12 protein-coding genes are annotated in these 15,398 nt (G+C 48.4%); 11 read left to right on the top strand and 1 reads right to left on the bottom strand.

What is annotated here, in order from left to right; genetic code table 11:
* The first annotated feature begins 21 nt into the window (after positions 1–21).
* Positions 22–789 carry a DUF3658 domain-containing protein gene (locus VM802_RS12700; RefSeq protein ID WP_325530969.1) on the top strand — a complete coding sequence of 256 codons (768 nt, stop codon included), beginning with the start codon at positions 22–24 and terminating at the stop codon, positions 787–789.
* Here the strand turns inward: VM802_RS12700 and VM802_RS12695 are convergent.
* Positions 786–1,304, bottom strand: a complete 519-nt coding sequence (locus VM802_RS12695) for a DinB family protein (protein ID WP_325530967.1) — start codon at positions 1,302–1,304, stop codon at positions 786–788. The two genes, VM802_RS12700 and VM802_RS12695, sit on opposite strands and share 4 nt — an antisense overlap.
* Positions 1,305–1,631: 327 nt before the next feature.
* Between VM802_RS12695 and VM802_RS12690 the strand changes: the two genes are divergently transcribed.
* From VM802_RS12690 to endOF3, 10 genes are all read left to right on the top strand, one after another.
* The gene (locus VM802_RS12690; protein WP_325530965.1) at positions 1,632–2,309 is read left to right on the top strand and encodes an RNA polymerase sigma factor; all 678 of its coding nucleotides are present in this window, start codon (positions 1,632–1,634) and stop codon (positions 2,307–2,309) included.
* 95 nt (positions 2,310–2,404) lie between these two features.
* Positions 2,405–3,574, top strand: coding sequence for a FecR family protein (locus VM802_RS12685; protein WP_325530963.1), 1,170 nt, complete (start codon positions 2,405–2,407; stop codon positions 3,572–3,574).
* A 181-nt stretch (positions 3,575–3,755) separates the two neighbouring features.
* On the top strand, positions 3,756–7,394 hold the full coding sequence (locus tag VM802_RS12680; RefSeq protein WP_325530961.1) for a SusC/RagA family TonB-linked outer membrane protein: 3,639 nt from the start codon (positions 3,756–3,758) through the stop codon (positions 7,392–7,394).
* Between the two features lie 18 nt (positions 7,395–7,412).
* The gene (locus VM802_RS12675) at positions 7,413–8,951 is read left to right on the top strand and encodes a RagB/SusD family nutrient uptake outer membrane protein (RefSeq protein WP_325530959.1); all 1,539 of its coding nucleotides are present in this window, start codon (positions 7,413–7,415) and stop codon (positions 8,949–8,951) included.
* A gap of 46 nt (positions 8,952–8,997) precedes the next feature.
* Entirely contained in the window at positions 8,998–10,131 is a 1,134-nt protein-coding gene (locus VM802_RS12670) for a redoxin domain-containing protein (protein ID WP_325530957.1), read from the top strand.
* 186 nt (positions 10,132–10,317) lie between these two features.
* Entirely contained in the window at positions 10,318–10,743 is a 426-nt protein-coding gene (locus VM802_RS12665) for a PaaI family thioesterase (RefSeq protein ID WP_325530955.1), read from the top strand.
* A gap of 6 nt (positions 10,744–10,749) precedes the next feature.
* A complete protein-coding gene (locus tag VM802_RS12660; protein WP_325530953.1) occupies positions 10,750–11,253 on the top strand; it encodes a DinB family protein in 504 nt (167 codons plus the stop codon).
* 330 nt (positions 11,254–11,583) lie between these two features.
* The gene (locus VM802_RS12655) at positions 11,584–13,095 is read left to right on the top strand and encodes a S8 family peptidase (RefSeq protein WP_325530951.1); all 1,512 of its coding nucleotides are present in this window, start codon (positions 11,584–11,586) and stop codon (positions 13,093–13,095) included.
* Between the two features lie 197 nt (positions 13,096–13,292).
* Entirely contained in the window at positions 13,293–14,069 is a 777-nt protein-coding gene (locus VM802_RS12650) for a class I SAM-dependent methyltransferase (protein WP_325530949.1), read from the top strand.
* A 228-nt stretch (positions 14,070–14,297) separates the two neighbouring features.
* Positions 14,298–15,287, top strand: coding sequence for an endo-beta-N-acetylglucosaminidase F3 (gene endOF3, locus VM802_RS12645; RefSeq protein ID WP_325530947.1), 990 nt, complete (start codon positions 14,298–14,300; stop codon positions 15,285–15,287).
* The last annotated feature ends 111 nt before the right edge of the window (positions 15,288–15,398 follow it).

The following is a 15,398-nucleotide window of genomic DNA, read 5'->3' as shown; positions in this document are numbered from 1 at the left end:
ATTTTTGGGTAATAGCTTTTTATGACTGATTTGCACGTAACATCTTCCCTGAGTGGAGCCGGCACGCTGAGGTGGGCCATCAGCAAGAATATGCTGGAAGGAGAAACCTTCTGTATAAATGATATTCCAGGCACAGGCCCGCTGAACGATGGGGTGAAAAGGATGAAGTTTCTGAAGGGATTAAGCTTTAGTAAAGAGGGCGTCAACTGGGCTGAAGACACTGACGCTTTTGAACCCTGGCATAGGCTGCTGACGCAGCTGCGCGAACAACCCGTCAAGAGACTGCTATTATGGGCTGGCAGTGATGGGAACGATTATGTATTTATCAGGATGGCCTGCTATTGGCTGCAACATACGGCCGTTAACGTTATGCTGGTACAAGTGCCGCCGAATCATGGGTATGGAGCCCTCCCTGTGAATCGCGCAGAAGAGCTGGCCCCGATGATCAGCCAGGCTGTAATGCTGAATGATACAGCGCGCAACGAGCTTGCACAGGAATATGAAAGAATTGTAGCCAGACCTGAACTGCTCAGGGAATGTGATGAAAATGGAATTCTGCAGTTCCTGGACCTCTCCGCCCACGATGATCTGCTGCTGCAAAGTTGTTCCCGTAGCTGGAAAACGGCAGCCAGGGTAATTGGTAATGCTATGGGGCTATGTGATCCCCGTAACGGCCTGGGGGATGCATTCCTCAGTTCAAGGCTGGAGCACCTGATCGTGAGCGGCCGCATCAAAGCTGATGCGCCGCGAACATCCATGGGTGCTTTCCGCGTGAAATTAGCCGGTTAACGGGCATTCACATTATAGTAATTGTAATCAGTCATCGGCGCTTCCGTAACACCCAGATTATGCGCCATCGTAACGATCTGGCCACGGTGATAAGTACTGTGGTTCATGCAATGCAGGATATATTCAAAATTCTCGAAGTCTGATCGGAACCAGGGGCTGACGATAGAAGTCACCTCTTCAATATGCTCAGCTGTCATGTTATTCACATAATCCGCCATTGCTGCGGATTGCTCCACAATACCGGCGAAAGCCTCTTCCAGGCTACAGTTGAAATCAGTCACAGTGTCAAAAGACTGTCTTTTAATCATACACAGCCAATAGCATTGAGCCTGTAATATATGCAGCACCGTTTGCTTGATAGTATTAAAGCTGGAAGGTACCTCCTGCTCCAGAACATGTGCTGGTTTGGAACGCAGCCATTCCACCAGACGGCTGTTGGCCCAGCTGTTATAGTTTGCATAGTTCTTCATCAGGGAAGCAATCGTAGTGTTGGTAGTGATCATTTCGTGTATCATAGTGTGGTTGTTTTTATTTACAATACAAAGAAACTACCGGGTTGTGACAACAGTATGTCAGCAGAAAATCTGCCGCTAAAAAAAAGTTTTCCCACCCGCCTCCCCCTGTATTTTCCCCATCCCCACATCCGCTGTAACAGCGCCACCGCAGCGCAGTTATATTTTCTTTTGTTTAAAAGAAGAATCCCATTTAAATTTGTCTACAAAACTAGTAGACTAATAGAAATACAGTCGTTTTTATATAGCAGCACCGCCTTGCCACCGGCATGCGGATAGAGACCAATAAAGTGGCACTGCTGATTTTATGAAAGAAAAACCGGGTATAATATGAATCTTAGCAGTATTTTTAAAGACCGGGAACTGGAGAAGCGGTATCCACAATGTGTTTCTTTACGCAGACTCCCGGCGGATGGGATGTTAACAATGCATAATAATAACGATGAAGAGCAGGCGCTGTTCCAGCGGATAGCCGAAGGTGATGAAGATGCCTTTGGACGGTTGTTTCATGCAATGCTGCACATACTGGCGCCTTTTGTACAAAAGATAGTAAAATCAGAAGAAGATGCCCGGGAAGTGATACAGACAACATTCCTGCGGGTGTGGCTGAACCGCGATAAGCTCCCGGAGATTGAACACCCACGGGCATGGCTTTTCCGGGTGGCCTCCAATGAATGTTACACATACCTCCGCAAAGAAGCCACCGAACAACGATTACGTACCAACGCAGCTGGTGCTGCCACCATTGCCCCTACACAGGAGATCAGCATCAAGGAAATACATCACATCATAGCAGAAGCCGTAGCCGGCTTATCGCCCCAACGCAGGCGCATTTACCAGATGAGCCGCAACCAGGGCATGAAAATACCAGAAATCGCCAACGCCCTTCAGCTGTCACCACACACAGTAAAAAATGCACTCGTATTTTCCCTGAGGTCCATCAGAACCCATCTCGAACGATGTGGATACGGTATCCCCCTGGTATGGCTTATCATGATATATCGCTAAAAATTTTTTTCTAAAGGATAGGTCCTTCATTGCCGCAGCTCATTCTATACATACAGGGAACAGTGTAAACAGCGCATACTGATAATAAAAACAACATGCAGGAACAACGATTAAAGCATCTGCTGCGGCAAAGGCTTTCCGGTACGGAAACGCCCGCCGGCAAGGAGGAGCTGTACTGCTTCCTGCAACAGGAAGACAACAGGGAAATATGTACAACCATATTGTCTGAGCTGATGATGGAAACGCCGCCGGCAACTGATATAGATACCACCACCTGGCAGCCGTTATTGGAACACATTATAGCGACAGACAAAACCACACCGGTGACCATACCCGTACATCGCCGCCTATGGTGGTCATGGGCCGCCGCCGCTGTCACCATAGGCGTACTCGCCGGCTGCCTGTATTATTTCTGGAAGCCGTCAACCACTGAAAAGCCTCCGGCGCCGGTATCACTACGGTATCACAACGAAGTGGCGCCAGGCGGTAACAAAGCTGTACTCACCCTCAGCGATGGCTCAGTTATCCAGCTGGATGATGCGCAGAATGGTACGCTCGGCAAACAGGGCAATGCGCAGGTGGTAAAGCTGCGAAGCGGCCAGCTGGCCTACCAGCCTGCCGGTACGGCAACAGCGGTAAGTTATAATACGCTCTCCACTCCTAAGGGAGGGCAATACCAGGTAGCCCTGCCTGACGGCACGATCGTATGGCTCAATGCAGCCAGTTCCCTGCACTACCCCACTGCCTTCACTGGTAGTGAAAGAACAGTAGAGCTCACCGGCGAAGGCTACTTCGAAGTGGCCCCGCTGGCACGCCAACCCTTTCATGTAAAAGTGAACGGCGCAGACGTAACAGTACTGGGCACACACTTCAATATCATGGCCTATACCAACGAAAAGACCATGAAGGTAACATTGCTGGAGGGCGCGGTAAACGTATCAGCAGGCGGAGCAGCAAGGCGCCTGATTCCTCAGCAACAGGCGGTTGTACAGAATGCAGCAATTAGTGTAGCAAACGTTGATACAGACCAGGAAACAGCCTGGAAGAATGGTTTTTTCATCTTTGATAAAGCAGATATACAAACAGTGATGCGGCAACTTGAACGTTGGTACAATATTGACGTCACCTACGAAGGAATACCACCCTCCCTGCGTTTCGCCGGTGGCATGCAGCGCAATCTGCCCCTGACCAAAGTATTGAAGATACTGGAACAAAACCAGGTAAGATTCAGCATAGAAGGAAGACATATTACTGTCCTGAAATAAAACTAACGCACAACCAATAGTAATAACTGATTTATTCACTTTTAAAACCAACCGCCGATCGAAGTAGAACAATAATCCAACAAAAACCACCCATTAAAAAACCAGTGATGAGCCAACATCACTGGTTTGAAAAAGGGTAACAACTAGTCGCGTAAACTATTTTATCACCCAAATCAAAAGTATGATTTCAACTGCTTTGTACCAAATCAAAGAGGCGATGTCGTGCACACCCTCTATTGCAGTACAGCTACCAACCATTGTACAGGAATATCATTCCTCCCGGAGCAGATCCCGGCGTTCAGCATACACCAGCTCGATTCAACGGAGTAGTCTGCCTGCCAAAATCTGGACGACCATGAGATTATCTGCCATCTTTTTACTCGCCGGCGCACTGCATATCAGTGCGGCTAGCAGAGCACAACGAGTCAGTTTTACCGGCCGCAATGTGCCGCTCACAACAGTATTCAAAGTACTGAAACAACAAGCCGGTTATGTTGTGTTTTACAACTATGATATAGTCCAACACACGAACCCTGTCACTCTGGATGTAAAGAATGTAACCGTAGAAGAATTGCTCGAGGCTTCTCTCCGCGGACAGGGGCTTGACTTCTCCATCGAAGACAAAACCGTTACCCTCATGATGCAGGTTATACCTGCCGTTCCGGTGCAACCGGCCCCACCGCCTCCACCCGTCACCATTACAGGCCGCATTACGGATGAAGATGGCAATCCGCTGCCAGGTGTCACCATCATCGTACGCGGCACCACCAAAGGAACACAGACAGATGCCAACGGAGAATACCAGCTGACCACGCCTGACAATCGCGCCGTATTGATATTTACCTCTATCGGGTTTGAACGCATGCAGCTCGCCGCCGAAAACAGAACAACACTCAACCTCCGTATGCGGCGTGCCGCCAGTAAACTCACAGAGATAGCCGTTGTAAACACCGGATACCAGACTATTTCACGGGAAAGGGCCACCGGCTCCTTTTCCGTAATTGATCCGGCAAGACTGGAAAATAAACTGAAGCCCGACCTGAAAGCCGCACTGGAAGGACAGGCCGCAGGCGTCGTACTCACAAAGGAAGGCAATGTCGAGATCAGAGGGGTGTCCACTTTCCTTTCCAGCGCCAGCAGAGCGCCGCTGATAGTAGTAGACGGATACCCTATCAATGGCGGGCTTGAAACGATCAACATCGATAATATCGCTTCTGTTACTGTACTGAAAGATGCGGTGGCGGCTTCTATTTATGGCGCACGCTCTTCCAATGGCGTTATCGTGGTCACTACAAAGCAAAGCGCCGGCGGCAAGCTGCGCGTAGCTTACAGAGGATCAGCCGGCGTAACGCTGAAGCCGCAACTCTCCTATCTCAACCGCGCCAATTCCTCCGATTACATCGATGCGGAAATAGATGTATACAAACAGGACCCTTCTGATGCACTCAACTCTTACAAAGCCTACGACAAAACAAGTCCTGTAGTCTATTACATGCTGGCAAAAGACAATGGCTGGATGAGTGCCGGAGAAGCTGATAAGAAAATAAACCAGCTACGCAATAACAACGGACTGGAACAGTTGCAGCGATACTACTTCCGCAATCAATTCACCCAGCAACATAATATCTCACTCTCAGGCGGTAGCGAAAAGAGTATGCTCAATGCGGCTGTTAAATATGTGAGCAATGAAAACAACACGATACGCAATTACGACAATCGCCTGCTATTCGATATTAAGAACGACTGGAAACCCAACAAGGACGTAACGGTACGGCTGTTCTCCAATGTCAGCTACGCTACCAGCGCCGCGCCCAATAGTAACTGGACAGATCTCCTGGGCTTTTCTCCTTATGGCACCATACAGCCTTACGATCTTATCGTTGATCCGGCAACAGGGAAACCACAGGATCTTATCTCCAAAAATAAATCGAAGGAAGATTACTACACGAAGTTCAATGGACTGAAGCCACTCAACTACAATGTGCTGGAAGACCTTACCAGGCAGAGTTCCAGAACACAGGATCTCCTGCTGCGCCTGGGTGGAAGCGTCAACGTGCGCCTCTTCAATAACCTGCGCGCGGAAGTAGGTGGTATGTGGTCAAGGGGCAATACACTCATCAGGAATATATACGACAAGAACTCCTTCACGATGCGCAACCTGTATAATGATAATACATCCATCTCCAATCCATCCAAACACTATATCCCGGATGGTAATATGATAGATGAAACACGCAGTAACAACCAGGCATACATGTTCCGTACTCAGCTGAATTACAGCAATGACTTCGGCAGAAAACACCGCATCTCGCTGATTGCTGGTAATGAGATCAGCCAGTACACCACTGATAACAACGCCTTCCCTACCCGCTTTGGATACAACGACCAGGCCGGTACATTTGCTACATTCAATTACACGGACTATAACGCTGGCGTGTACGATGCCGACATGCTGCTGGCCAATCGTACCAATGCTTACATCGGCGCATACACTTACCAGGATAACCGCTTTGTATCATGGTATGCCAACGGTTCTTATGAATACGACAACCGCTTTATTGTAAGTGGCAGCATAAGACTGGATCAGACCAACTTCTTCGGCACAGACCCCCGTTACCGCTATAAACCGCTATGGTCTGCCGGCGCTACGTATAAACTTGCCGAAGAGAAGTTCTTTCATGTTCCCTGGATCAGCAGGCTGGATATCAGAGGCTCCTATGGTATCAATGGTAACATATCCCTGAACGCAGGTCCCTTCCTGATCATCAAGCCCGGCAGCTATTCTGTATATACCGGCGATGTATCTTATGGCATCTCATCTCCGCCCAACAATTCCTTGCGCTGGGAAAAGACACAAAGCACCAACGCTGGCATCGATCTCTCTCTGTTCAACCAGCGCCTGAATGTAACGCTTGACTACTATCGCAAATACAGCACAGACCTCCTGGCGCCCGATCAGGTGGACCCTACGCGCGGGTTTTCCTCCCTCACCAAAAACATTGGCGCCATGCGCAACAATGGCATCGAACTGTCTGTAAATGCAGATGTGGTGAGAAGAAGAAATTTCTCCTGGAACGCCCTGGCCAACTTCAGCTATAACGAAAACAAAGTAACCCGGTATAATGTAAGCTACGTATATGCATCCTCGCTTACCACCAGTGTAAGACGCGTAGGCGACCCGCTGGATGCCATGTACGGCTATCCTTTCGCCGGCCTCGATAACAATGGCGTTGCACAATTCTATTCTGACAAAGGACAGAAAGTAAGCGGTGGCAACGTAGAGATAGCCGATATGAAATACGGCGGTACACTCCGCCCGAAATATGTAATCGGTTTTACCAACACATTCCGGTATAAAAACTTCGACGCTTCTTTTATGATCATTTCGAAACTGGGAAATGTATTAAGGAGAGATGTTTTCAGCGGTTCCAATTTCCAGAATAAACATGTCAGCGAAAGATGGCGCCAGCCGGGAGATGAGAACACAACCATCTACCCTAAACTATCTTCCTGGAACATGGATATGTTTTACTTCCCGTATTCAGACATATTTCTGGAAAGCGCCAACTACCTGAAACTGCGCGATGTAACATTGGCTTACTCGCTCAACAGGAAATTACTGAAACGGATCGGCTTCGAAAATGTAAAAATATACTTCCAGACCAGGAACCTGTTTATGCTCACCGCCAACTCCGACCATCGTGATCCGGAAACAGCAGAAATCAACACGACCGGCGGTACCGGCGCCTTCACCGAACAGGGATATACTTCGCTGCCGTTAAGGCCGGAGTTCTATGCAGGCATCACTTTCAGTCTTTAACCATCAACTGCAACGATCATGAAAATACATCGACTACTATATACCATCGCTGCGATACTACCGGCCTTTGTGTCATGCAACAAGTTCCTGGATGTGAAACCCAAAGGGAAACTCATTCCTACAGAAGTGGCGGACTTCGATCATCTGCTGGACAATGACGGCATTGCTTCCTGGAATTTTATGGATAACAACCGCGGTAGCCTGCTGCCTTTCCTCACAGATAATATCAGCCTGACAGATGGCCTGGGAAACATTGCGTATAAAGCCAACAACCATCCCAACATCGACCGGTTCTATGCCTATACTTTCCGGCAGCCATATAAAAACCCTGCCGTATCAGACTGGATGTGGAGTAGTTATGGCACCTACGGTAACATGGCATATTTCAACAACGTGATAGATGGAATAAAGAGCCTTCAGTTGTCCGGACCTGAAGAAAAAGAATATGCTGCACGGGTAGTCTCACAGGCGCTGATAGACAGGGCCTGGAGCTATTTCATCACTACCCAGATATATGGCCCTGTGTATAAGCCCGGCGGCAACAACAGTACGAAAAGCATTCCGTATGTAACCAGCGCAGATCAGGGAGCACCTATGCCAGATCTCTCCACGCAGGGAGAAGCATTTGCAAAAGTGCTGGCAGACATTCACACCGCATTACCTGGACTGCCGGAAGTAACCAGCTGGCCTTCACGCCCCAATAAGGCGACAGGACAGGCTTTGCTGGCATATTACCACCTCTTCACGCAGAAGTATGACAGCGTGGTATACTACGCCAACCTCGCATGGACAGCCGCTGCCGGCAGCGGGCCAGACAGGGTTATCTATGACTACAACAGCTTCAGTCTCTCCACGCCGGACAATCCGCTCACCAGTCTTATCAAAGGACAGGACAATTTCCTAACTGCTGCCAATAGCCGCGAAATGCTGTTCTTCAGAAGGCTGGATGCCGCTGCAGGCACATCTCCCTACGGTTATGCATCAGATGAGTTCATCGCATTGTTTGATTCAGCTACAGACCTGCGGTATAAATATTTCCTGCTCAAAGCGCCCGGTTACAAAACAACTTACAACAGCGTTACCTATGACGACGGCGCCCGGCTGCAATACTACCGTACCGCCAGTGCTGGCGGCAACGCCAAAACCTGGATGACGGCAGGATTCAGCTATCCCGAGTTACTGCTCATGCGTGCAGAAGGTTATGCACGCACCAACCGGCTGGCTGATGCCATCAATGATCTGAATACACTGAGAAAATACCGTTATAAAACAGGAACACCACCGTTAACAGTCGGCTCACAGGATGAAGTGATCAAAGCCGTACTGGATGAAAGACGCCGCGAACTACCAGTGGGCTCCTTCAAACGGCTGCTCGACCTGAAACGCTTCTGCCTCGAAGGCGGCAAACCCTGGGGTAAAACAACCATACAGCACAAACTTGGCAACCAGACATTTACCGGCGCCATCGACTCAAAAGATTTTATACTCACCATTTCCAACATCGTACTGCAATTTAATCCGCAGTGGGGCGTACCAGTCGATACCAGGCCGTTTTAATCAACCATTACATTCAACATAATATCATCATCTTAAATTCTCATCAATGAAAAAAATGCTGACAATAGCCGCAATGACGTTACCCGTTGCGCTCTATGCACAGGAAGGAGCATTCACGCTCAAAGGAAAAGTAGGTAATCTGCAGGCGCCTGCAAAAGCATTCCTGTACTATCGCGCCGAAAGCAACAGAATACAGGATTCCGCCGATCTTAAAAACGGAACCTTCGAATTCAAAGGCAACTTAAAAGATCCCGTGAAAGCCACCCTGGTCCTGAAACATGCCACTCCGCCCGTCAGGCCATACGACCGTGATGTACTTGACGTATACCTCGAAAAAGGCGCCATTACGCTCAATAGCCCCGATTCTGTTTCCAAAGCTACTATCAGCGGGTCCCGCCTGAATGCAGACAACGCAAGACTGCAAGTGTTGCTCAAACCAGCCAATGCAGAAAGAGAACAATTGTACAAACTCTACGAAACAGCCAGCGAAGAAACACAGAAGACGGAAGCCTTTAAAAAAGAAACAGAAGCCAAATACAAGGCACTCCGCGAAACAGAAAAGGCAGCTTATGGCGCTTACGTAAAAGCCAATCCCGGTACGCTCGTCAGCCTGGATGCCTTATATTACTATGCTGGCTCTACTCCCGATGATGTGAATGAACTGGAAAAGATCTTCGGTAGTTTATCTGTCAACGTCAGAAACAGCAGCAAAGGCAAAGAGTTCTCCAAACTGATCAATGGCTGGAAACAGACCGCTATCGGTGTTGTAGCGCCGGAGTTCACACAGAATGATACACTTGGCAACCCCATTCGCCTGGCAGACTTCAGAGGTAAATATGTACTGATTGATTTCTGGGCTTCCTGGTGCGGCCCATGCCGTGCAGAAAACCCGCATGTGGTAGCTGCCTTCAATAAATACAAAGACAAACAGTTCACCATACTGGGCGTTTCCCTGGATCAGCCCACCGGTAAAGATGCCTGGCTCAAAGCCATCAACAACGACCACCTTACCTGGACACATGTTTCCGATCTGAAATTCTGGGACAATGAAGCCGCCAAACTATACGCAGTACGCGGTATCCCACAGAACTTCCTCCTCGACCCTAATGGAAAAATCATTGCAAAAAATCTCCGCGGTGATGACCTTGAGAAAAAACTGAGCGAAGTGCTGCCCAAGTGATTGGGACGGTGATTCATATGATTGAATTATAAAGAAGAAGATAACAGATTATAAGGAAGGCCCATTTAGAGTGATTCTAAATGGGCCTTCCTTATAATCTTCGCACATCAAAATAATCAACTCAATCACATAAATCACAGTTCTGACAATTATAATTCCTAAATTCGAAAATTAATTCAACACGCTATGAAAAAACCCGACCCTCAGATAGAAAAGAGAATACGCGACAGCTTTGCCAGACAAAAACTCATGGCTGCCTATGGGGCAGAGATCACAGATATCGGTCACGGCTATATGGAAATCAGCGTTGCGCCGCAAGACTTCCTGCTGCGGACTTCAGGGATCTTTCATGGCGGCGTGCTGGCCGCAATGGCCGATACGGCTGCAGGTTATGCAGCCGGCACCATACACACCAACGATGCCAGCTTTCTCACGGTGGAATTCAAAATCAGCTTCCTGAACCCCGCACAGGGAAACAGACTGGTAACCCGGGCCCGGCTCCTCAAAGGCGGCAGAACCCTCACCATCGCACAAGCAGACCTCTACTCTATTGATGAAGACCTGGAAAAACAGGTGGCCACCGCTATTGTAACCCTCATTAAAGCAAATTAATGGTATATGGAAATCAAAACAGTAGACACTTTCATCGACTATTTTGGAAAGATACGGAAACGTACCAGCAAGGTAATACAGGTCATCCCGCCCGACCAGCTGGAATGGACCTATAAACCCGGTAAATTCACACTCGGCGACCAGGTCAGACATATTGTGGCTATTGAGCGGTATATGTATGGGGAAACCGTCGCGGGAAGACCCAGCGCCTACCAGGGCTGCGGCAAAGACCTCGCCGATGGTTACGACAACGTAATCAGTTACTTCAATGAAATGCACCGGCAATCTATGGAAATATTCAGCAGCCTCCGCGATGAAGACCTCCAACGCGAATGCCTCGCCCCCGGCGATGGTAAAATAATTACCTGGAAGTGGCTGCGCGCCATGATCGAACATGAAATACATCACCGCGCACAGATCTATACTTACCTTGGTATCATCGGCGTCCCCACTCCACCGATATTTGGACTCACCTCCGAAGAAGTGATCAGCAAAAGCGTAAAATTATAGCCGATAACAGGTTTTAGCTTTTAGGCTTTAGGTTTCATAGATAAACACTAAAGCCTGAAAGCTAATATCTATTTTAATCTGGTACACATCCAATCAGCTTATAATGCGCTTCTAATGCCCATGAGAGCGCCCCTCTTACTCATGCCTCAGCCCCCTTAATATTTTCTTAACCTGCCGCTACAAAAATTTCCCTGTATCTTTCCACTGCATTATCTGAACAGAGAGCATCGAGCGCTAAGCACTATCCGTTATTTCTATTAAACCCGGTACAAATTATTATGTGAATAATGATGTTGTAGCAACCTGTTATTTCTTAACTCAAATATTCTTATGAAAAAGGTCTACACCCTGGCCCTTGGCACCGTATTGTGCTGGGCGTCGTCTTGTAACAAATCAGACAGACAGGCAATTTCAGTTGTGAACAATGACACTACCATTAGTAGCATCGCCGACATCAACCGTTTTATCAAAAATGAATTACAGACAAAAGGAAAATTTGAATGGTCAGCTGCCAGCATCAATATGGTGCAGGGCGCACTGCTGCACAGTGACAGCATCCTCTCTGTAGGTTATCAGCCCGCTGGCTTCTCCGGGCTGAATGAAAAGATCCATACGATAGACATTCACAGCAGTGAGTGGCAAGCCGCCAGGGAAGAGGTACTCCGGATTATCCGTGAAAACGAAAAAGGCGCGGCCACTATCGTGTTCAATCAGGATATACTGCCGGTTATCGATGTAAAAGTTTCCAGGCAGGCCACATTGAAAGCCCTGCGCTCATCTTCCCTCGTTCGTTATGCAGAACCCACCGGTTATGGTGATCTGACTAACACCACCTCCGCCCCCCAAACCGAATCATCCTCTTCTTCCGGTTCCGGTTCAGGATGCGGCGGCAATACAGGCGACAACAGCCTCGTTGCCGGCGCCCACTACTTCAACATGCAGCCCGGAACAAAGAAATCATGGAACTATACGTATAGTAAAATTGATGAAGCCTGGACCAACGCTACCGGCAAAGGCATCAAAGTAATGATCATTGACACTGGCGTAAGCCCGGATCAGGAAAACCTGGGCGACGATTTCAACCAGGGTGCATCTTCCGGCAGAACCATTCAAAAGAAAGTGACAAGACCCGGTGGCACCACTGCAGACGGCTGCGGCCACGGCACCAAAATGGCCAGCGTATGCGCCGCCCCCAGAGGCAACGACAACAGCATGACCGGTGTTGCCTATAATGCCAACCTCGTAACCGTACGCGCCGCAGATGATGTATTAATCAGCGGCAGCGACGAAGTACAAGGCGTTACCGATGCCTTCACACTGGCCGGCAATTCAGCCGATGTGAAAATCGTGAGCATGAGCATGGGGACCATTATCAAAGAGAGCAAAATTGCAGATGCTATCCGTTATGCTAAAGGAAAAGGTAAACTCATATTCTGCGCCGCAGGTACCTCCACCTCCTTCACCGCCAGCTTCGTGGGCGTTATCTTCCCCGCCTATATGGACGAAGTGGTAGCAGTTACCGGCGTAAAAGATAATCAGACGGAACGTTGCGCTGATTGTCACGTGGGCAAGGAAGTAGATTTCACCGTCGTAATGGAAAGGGTGCAAGATGGGAAGCATCCCTTATCACTCGCCATGGCGGGAGATGTTCCTTCTACCGTGGGCGGCTCTTCTGTGGCCACTGCCACCTGCGCCGGCATTGCAGCACTGGTATGGAGCAAATTCCCCTCCTATACCAGCAGCGATGTACTGAACAAAATGGCAGAATCTGCCAGTCTCTATACCAATAAAAGCAGCAAATTCGGCTGGGGCGTTATCAACGCTAAAAGCGCCACCGAATAGTAATTCAGTGTAACACTTGTAATTATCCTGGTGAGCAGGATATAATCTTCGCTCATCAGGATAATCAAATCAATCATAAATAACCACAGTCCACCGGAACAATTATGCGTTTCACCGACATTCCCGGGGCTTTTATACAATCTCTGTTTTCTGGTTGCCGAAGGTTACGTTGTTTTGCAGCATAAACGACGAGAACCATGAAAAGCCAGGCATTAGCAGAGATACTCATCAATCCATATAATCATCAATCTGTACATACCACAGAAGCCCTCAATTTCGAAGATACATCCGGCAACAACATCCCCGTATTCAATGGCATCCCTGATTTTTTGTCGCTGGAAGAAGTAAACGGACTGAATAAGAAATATCAGCACCTTTATGACCGCTTCAGCCGCTTCAGCAATATAGCGGAGCGCATCATGGCCCTTTTCATTGACCTGAACCGGCTGCGCCGCAAATGGATGACAGATGTAGAAGTGAGACCAGGTTATAAAGTACTGGAAACATCAGTGGGCACAGGCTGGAACATCAAGGTCCTTCCCGACTTCGCAGAGTACTATGGACTGGATATATCCGGTGGTATGCTGCGGCAGGCTGTACGCAATAAACTGAAATGGAACCGTGAAATGCAACTGTTCAAAGGCAATGCAGAGTACCTGCCCTTTAAGGACCATACTTTCGACAGCGTATTTCATGTAGGTGGCATCAACTTCTTCAACGACCGGCAGCGGGCCATCCGGGAGATGATTCGTGTAGCCAAGCCTGGTACCCGCATCGTCATCATTGACGAAACAGCAGAACATGTCCGGAAACAATACCGCAGGATTCCCTTTGTAAAGAATTATTTCAGCAGTGAAGCAGAGGAAGTAAGAGCTGTCGCGCCGGTAGATCTGGTACCTGCAGAAATGCGCGAGCTGGAAGTAAAACTGATGGAAAGAGGCAGGATGTACCAACTGAGCTTCAGAACCGTATAGGCATATTGGTTAGTTTGTTTCATATACACCGGCACGCCATCACTACGTGCCGGTTTTATTTTTTTAAGGACATGGATTAACATCCAAGTGCAAAACGATTTATCAGGAAGTCCGCAAAAAAATCGTATCTTCTTATCTGGTAACCCAATAGCTGAACAATGAGCATTATTATCACGACTGTCCACGTAGTCATTTCTCTATTTCTTCACTTATATAAACATTTCACGCATGAGAACATCTATCATCATGGCCGCACTATGTGCAGGCACCATCCTTTTCAGCGCCTGTAAAAAAGAGGTACAGGAGGGCATACAGGAAATCCCCGCCAACAAGGCTGCTGTTGCTACCTCCCGCACGCCCAGCTCAGGCGCCAGGCAATGTATTGCCTACTTCATCACCGACGGCCGCAACCCTGGTTTCAAACTCAGGAACATTCCGGACAGTGTAGACATCGTCATCCTGTTTGGCATTAAATACTACCATTACCTGGATACTATTGCCAACCCCGCAGGGCAAGGCATGATGGGTACCTATAGCTCTTATGCAGAGTATTACAGCGATATTAAAGCATTACAAAAACGCGGTATCCTGGTGCTCCAGAATATCGATGACAGCAAAAGCTGGCAGGATGGTAAACCCGACGGATATGCCTCTCCGGCTGCATGGGCGCAGAAGCTGAAAACCTTATTACTCGACAGCATGAAGCTGAATGGTATCAGCCTCGATGTAGAGCATAGTGGAGCTGCTCCATCTCCCATTCCTCGTTTCCCGGGCTACCAAAAAACAGGTTACTACGGCTGGTATAGCGCCAGCATGGCTGCAACCCCCAACTTCCTCTCCTGTGTAGGCGAGCTCACAAAATACTTCGGCATGAAAGCCGCCAACAATACCCAGCTGCATATCGCTTCCGGCATCGATGTATACTCGTGGGACCCCATCGCCGCCAACTACCGCGACGCCTTCAATTATTTCCAGCTCCAGACTTACAACGGATGGGATACCACCCGCGCACAACTGGCCATGAACTACCTCACAGGCACTAACCTGATACCTGCCTCCAAAGTGGTTTTCGGCGCCTATGCTGAAGGAGGTACCGGTCTTTCGAATGCAGTAGCCATCGCCAAATGGATACCTAAACAGGGTGCCAAAGGCGGTATGATGATATACACGTATAATTCAAATATTGCCTACGCAGAAGCGGTGAAACGCGCACTGTAATGTCTGAACTGTGATTTGTGTGATTGATTTGATTCTTCTGATGTACGAAGATTGTGTAGATTGATTGATATTTTCATTAAGACTATAAAAACGAAGACCCCGTTAAGTGAA

Source organism: Chitinophaga sp. (assembly GCF_035538455.1).
Taxonomy (GTDB): Bacteria; Bacteroidota; Bacteroidia; order Chitinophagales; family Chitinophagaceae; genus Chitinophaga.
The sequence above is the reverse complement of the archived record's forward strand: the minus strand, read 5'-3'. Positions and strand labels throughout refer to the sequence as shown.

Excerpts from the sequence above, each read along its gene's own strand:
- VM802_RS12700 (WP_325530969.1), top strand. The coding sequence starts at position 22 with ATGACTGATTTGCACGTAACATCTTCCCTGAGTGGAGCCGGCACGCTG.
- VM802_RS12695 (WP_325530967.1), bottom strand. The coding sequence starts at position 1,304 with ATGATACACGAAATGATCACTACCAACACTACGATTGCTTCCCTGATG.
- VM802_RS12690 (WP_325530965.1), top strand. The coding sequence starts at position 1,632 with ATGAATCTTAGCAGTATTTTTAAAGACCGGGAACTGGAGAAGCGGTAT.
- VM802_RS12685 (WP_325530963.1), top strand. The coding sequence starts at position 2,405 with ATGCAGGAACAACGATTAAAGCATCTGCTGCGGCAAAGGCTTTCCGGT.
- VM802_RS12680 (WP_325530961.1), top strand. The coding sequence starts at position 3,756 with ATGATTTCAACTGCTTTGTACCAAATCAAAGAGGCGATGTCGTGCACA.
- VM802_RS12675 (WP_325530959.1), top strand. The coding sequence starts at position 7,413 with ATGAAAATACATCGACTACTATATACCATCGCTGCGATACTACCGGCC.
- VM802_RS12670 (WP_325530957.1), top strand. The coding sequence starts at position 8,998 with ATGAAAAAAATGCTGACAATAGCCGCAATGACGTTACCCGTTGCGCTC.
- VM802_RS12665 (WP_325530955.1), top strand. The coding sequence starts at position 10,318 with ATGAAAAAACCCGACCCTCAGATAGAAAAGAGAATACGCGACAGCTTT.
- VM802_RS12660 (WP_325530953.1), top strand. The coding sequence starts at position 10,750 with ATGGAAATCAAAACAGTAGACACTTTCATCGACTATTTTGGAAAGATA.
- VM802_RS12655 (WP_325530951.1), top strand. The coding sequence starts at position 11,584 with ATGAAAAAGGTCTACACCCTGGCCCTTGGCACCGTATTGTGCTGGGCG.
- VM802_RS12650 (WP_325530949.1), top strand. The coding sequence starts at position 13,293 with ATGAAAAGCCAGGCATTAGCAGAGATACTCATCAATCCATATAATCAT.
- endOF3 (WP_325530947.1), top strand. The coding sequence starts at position 14,298 with ATGAGAACATCTATCATCATGGCCGCACTATGTGCAGGCACCATCCTT.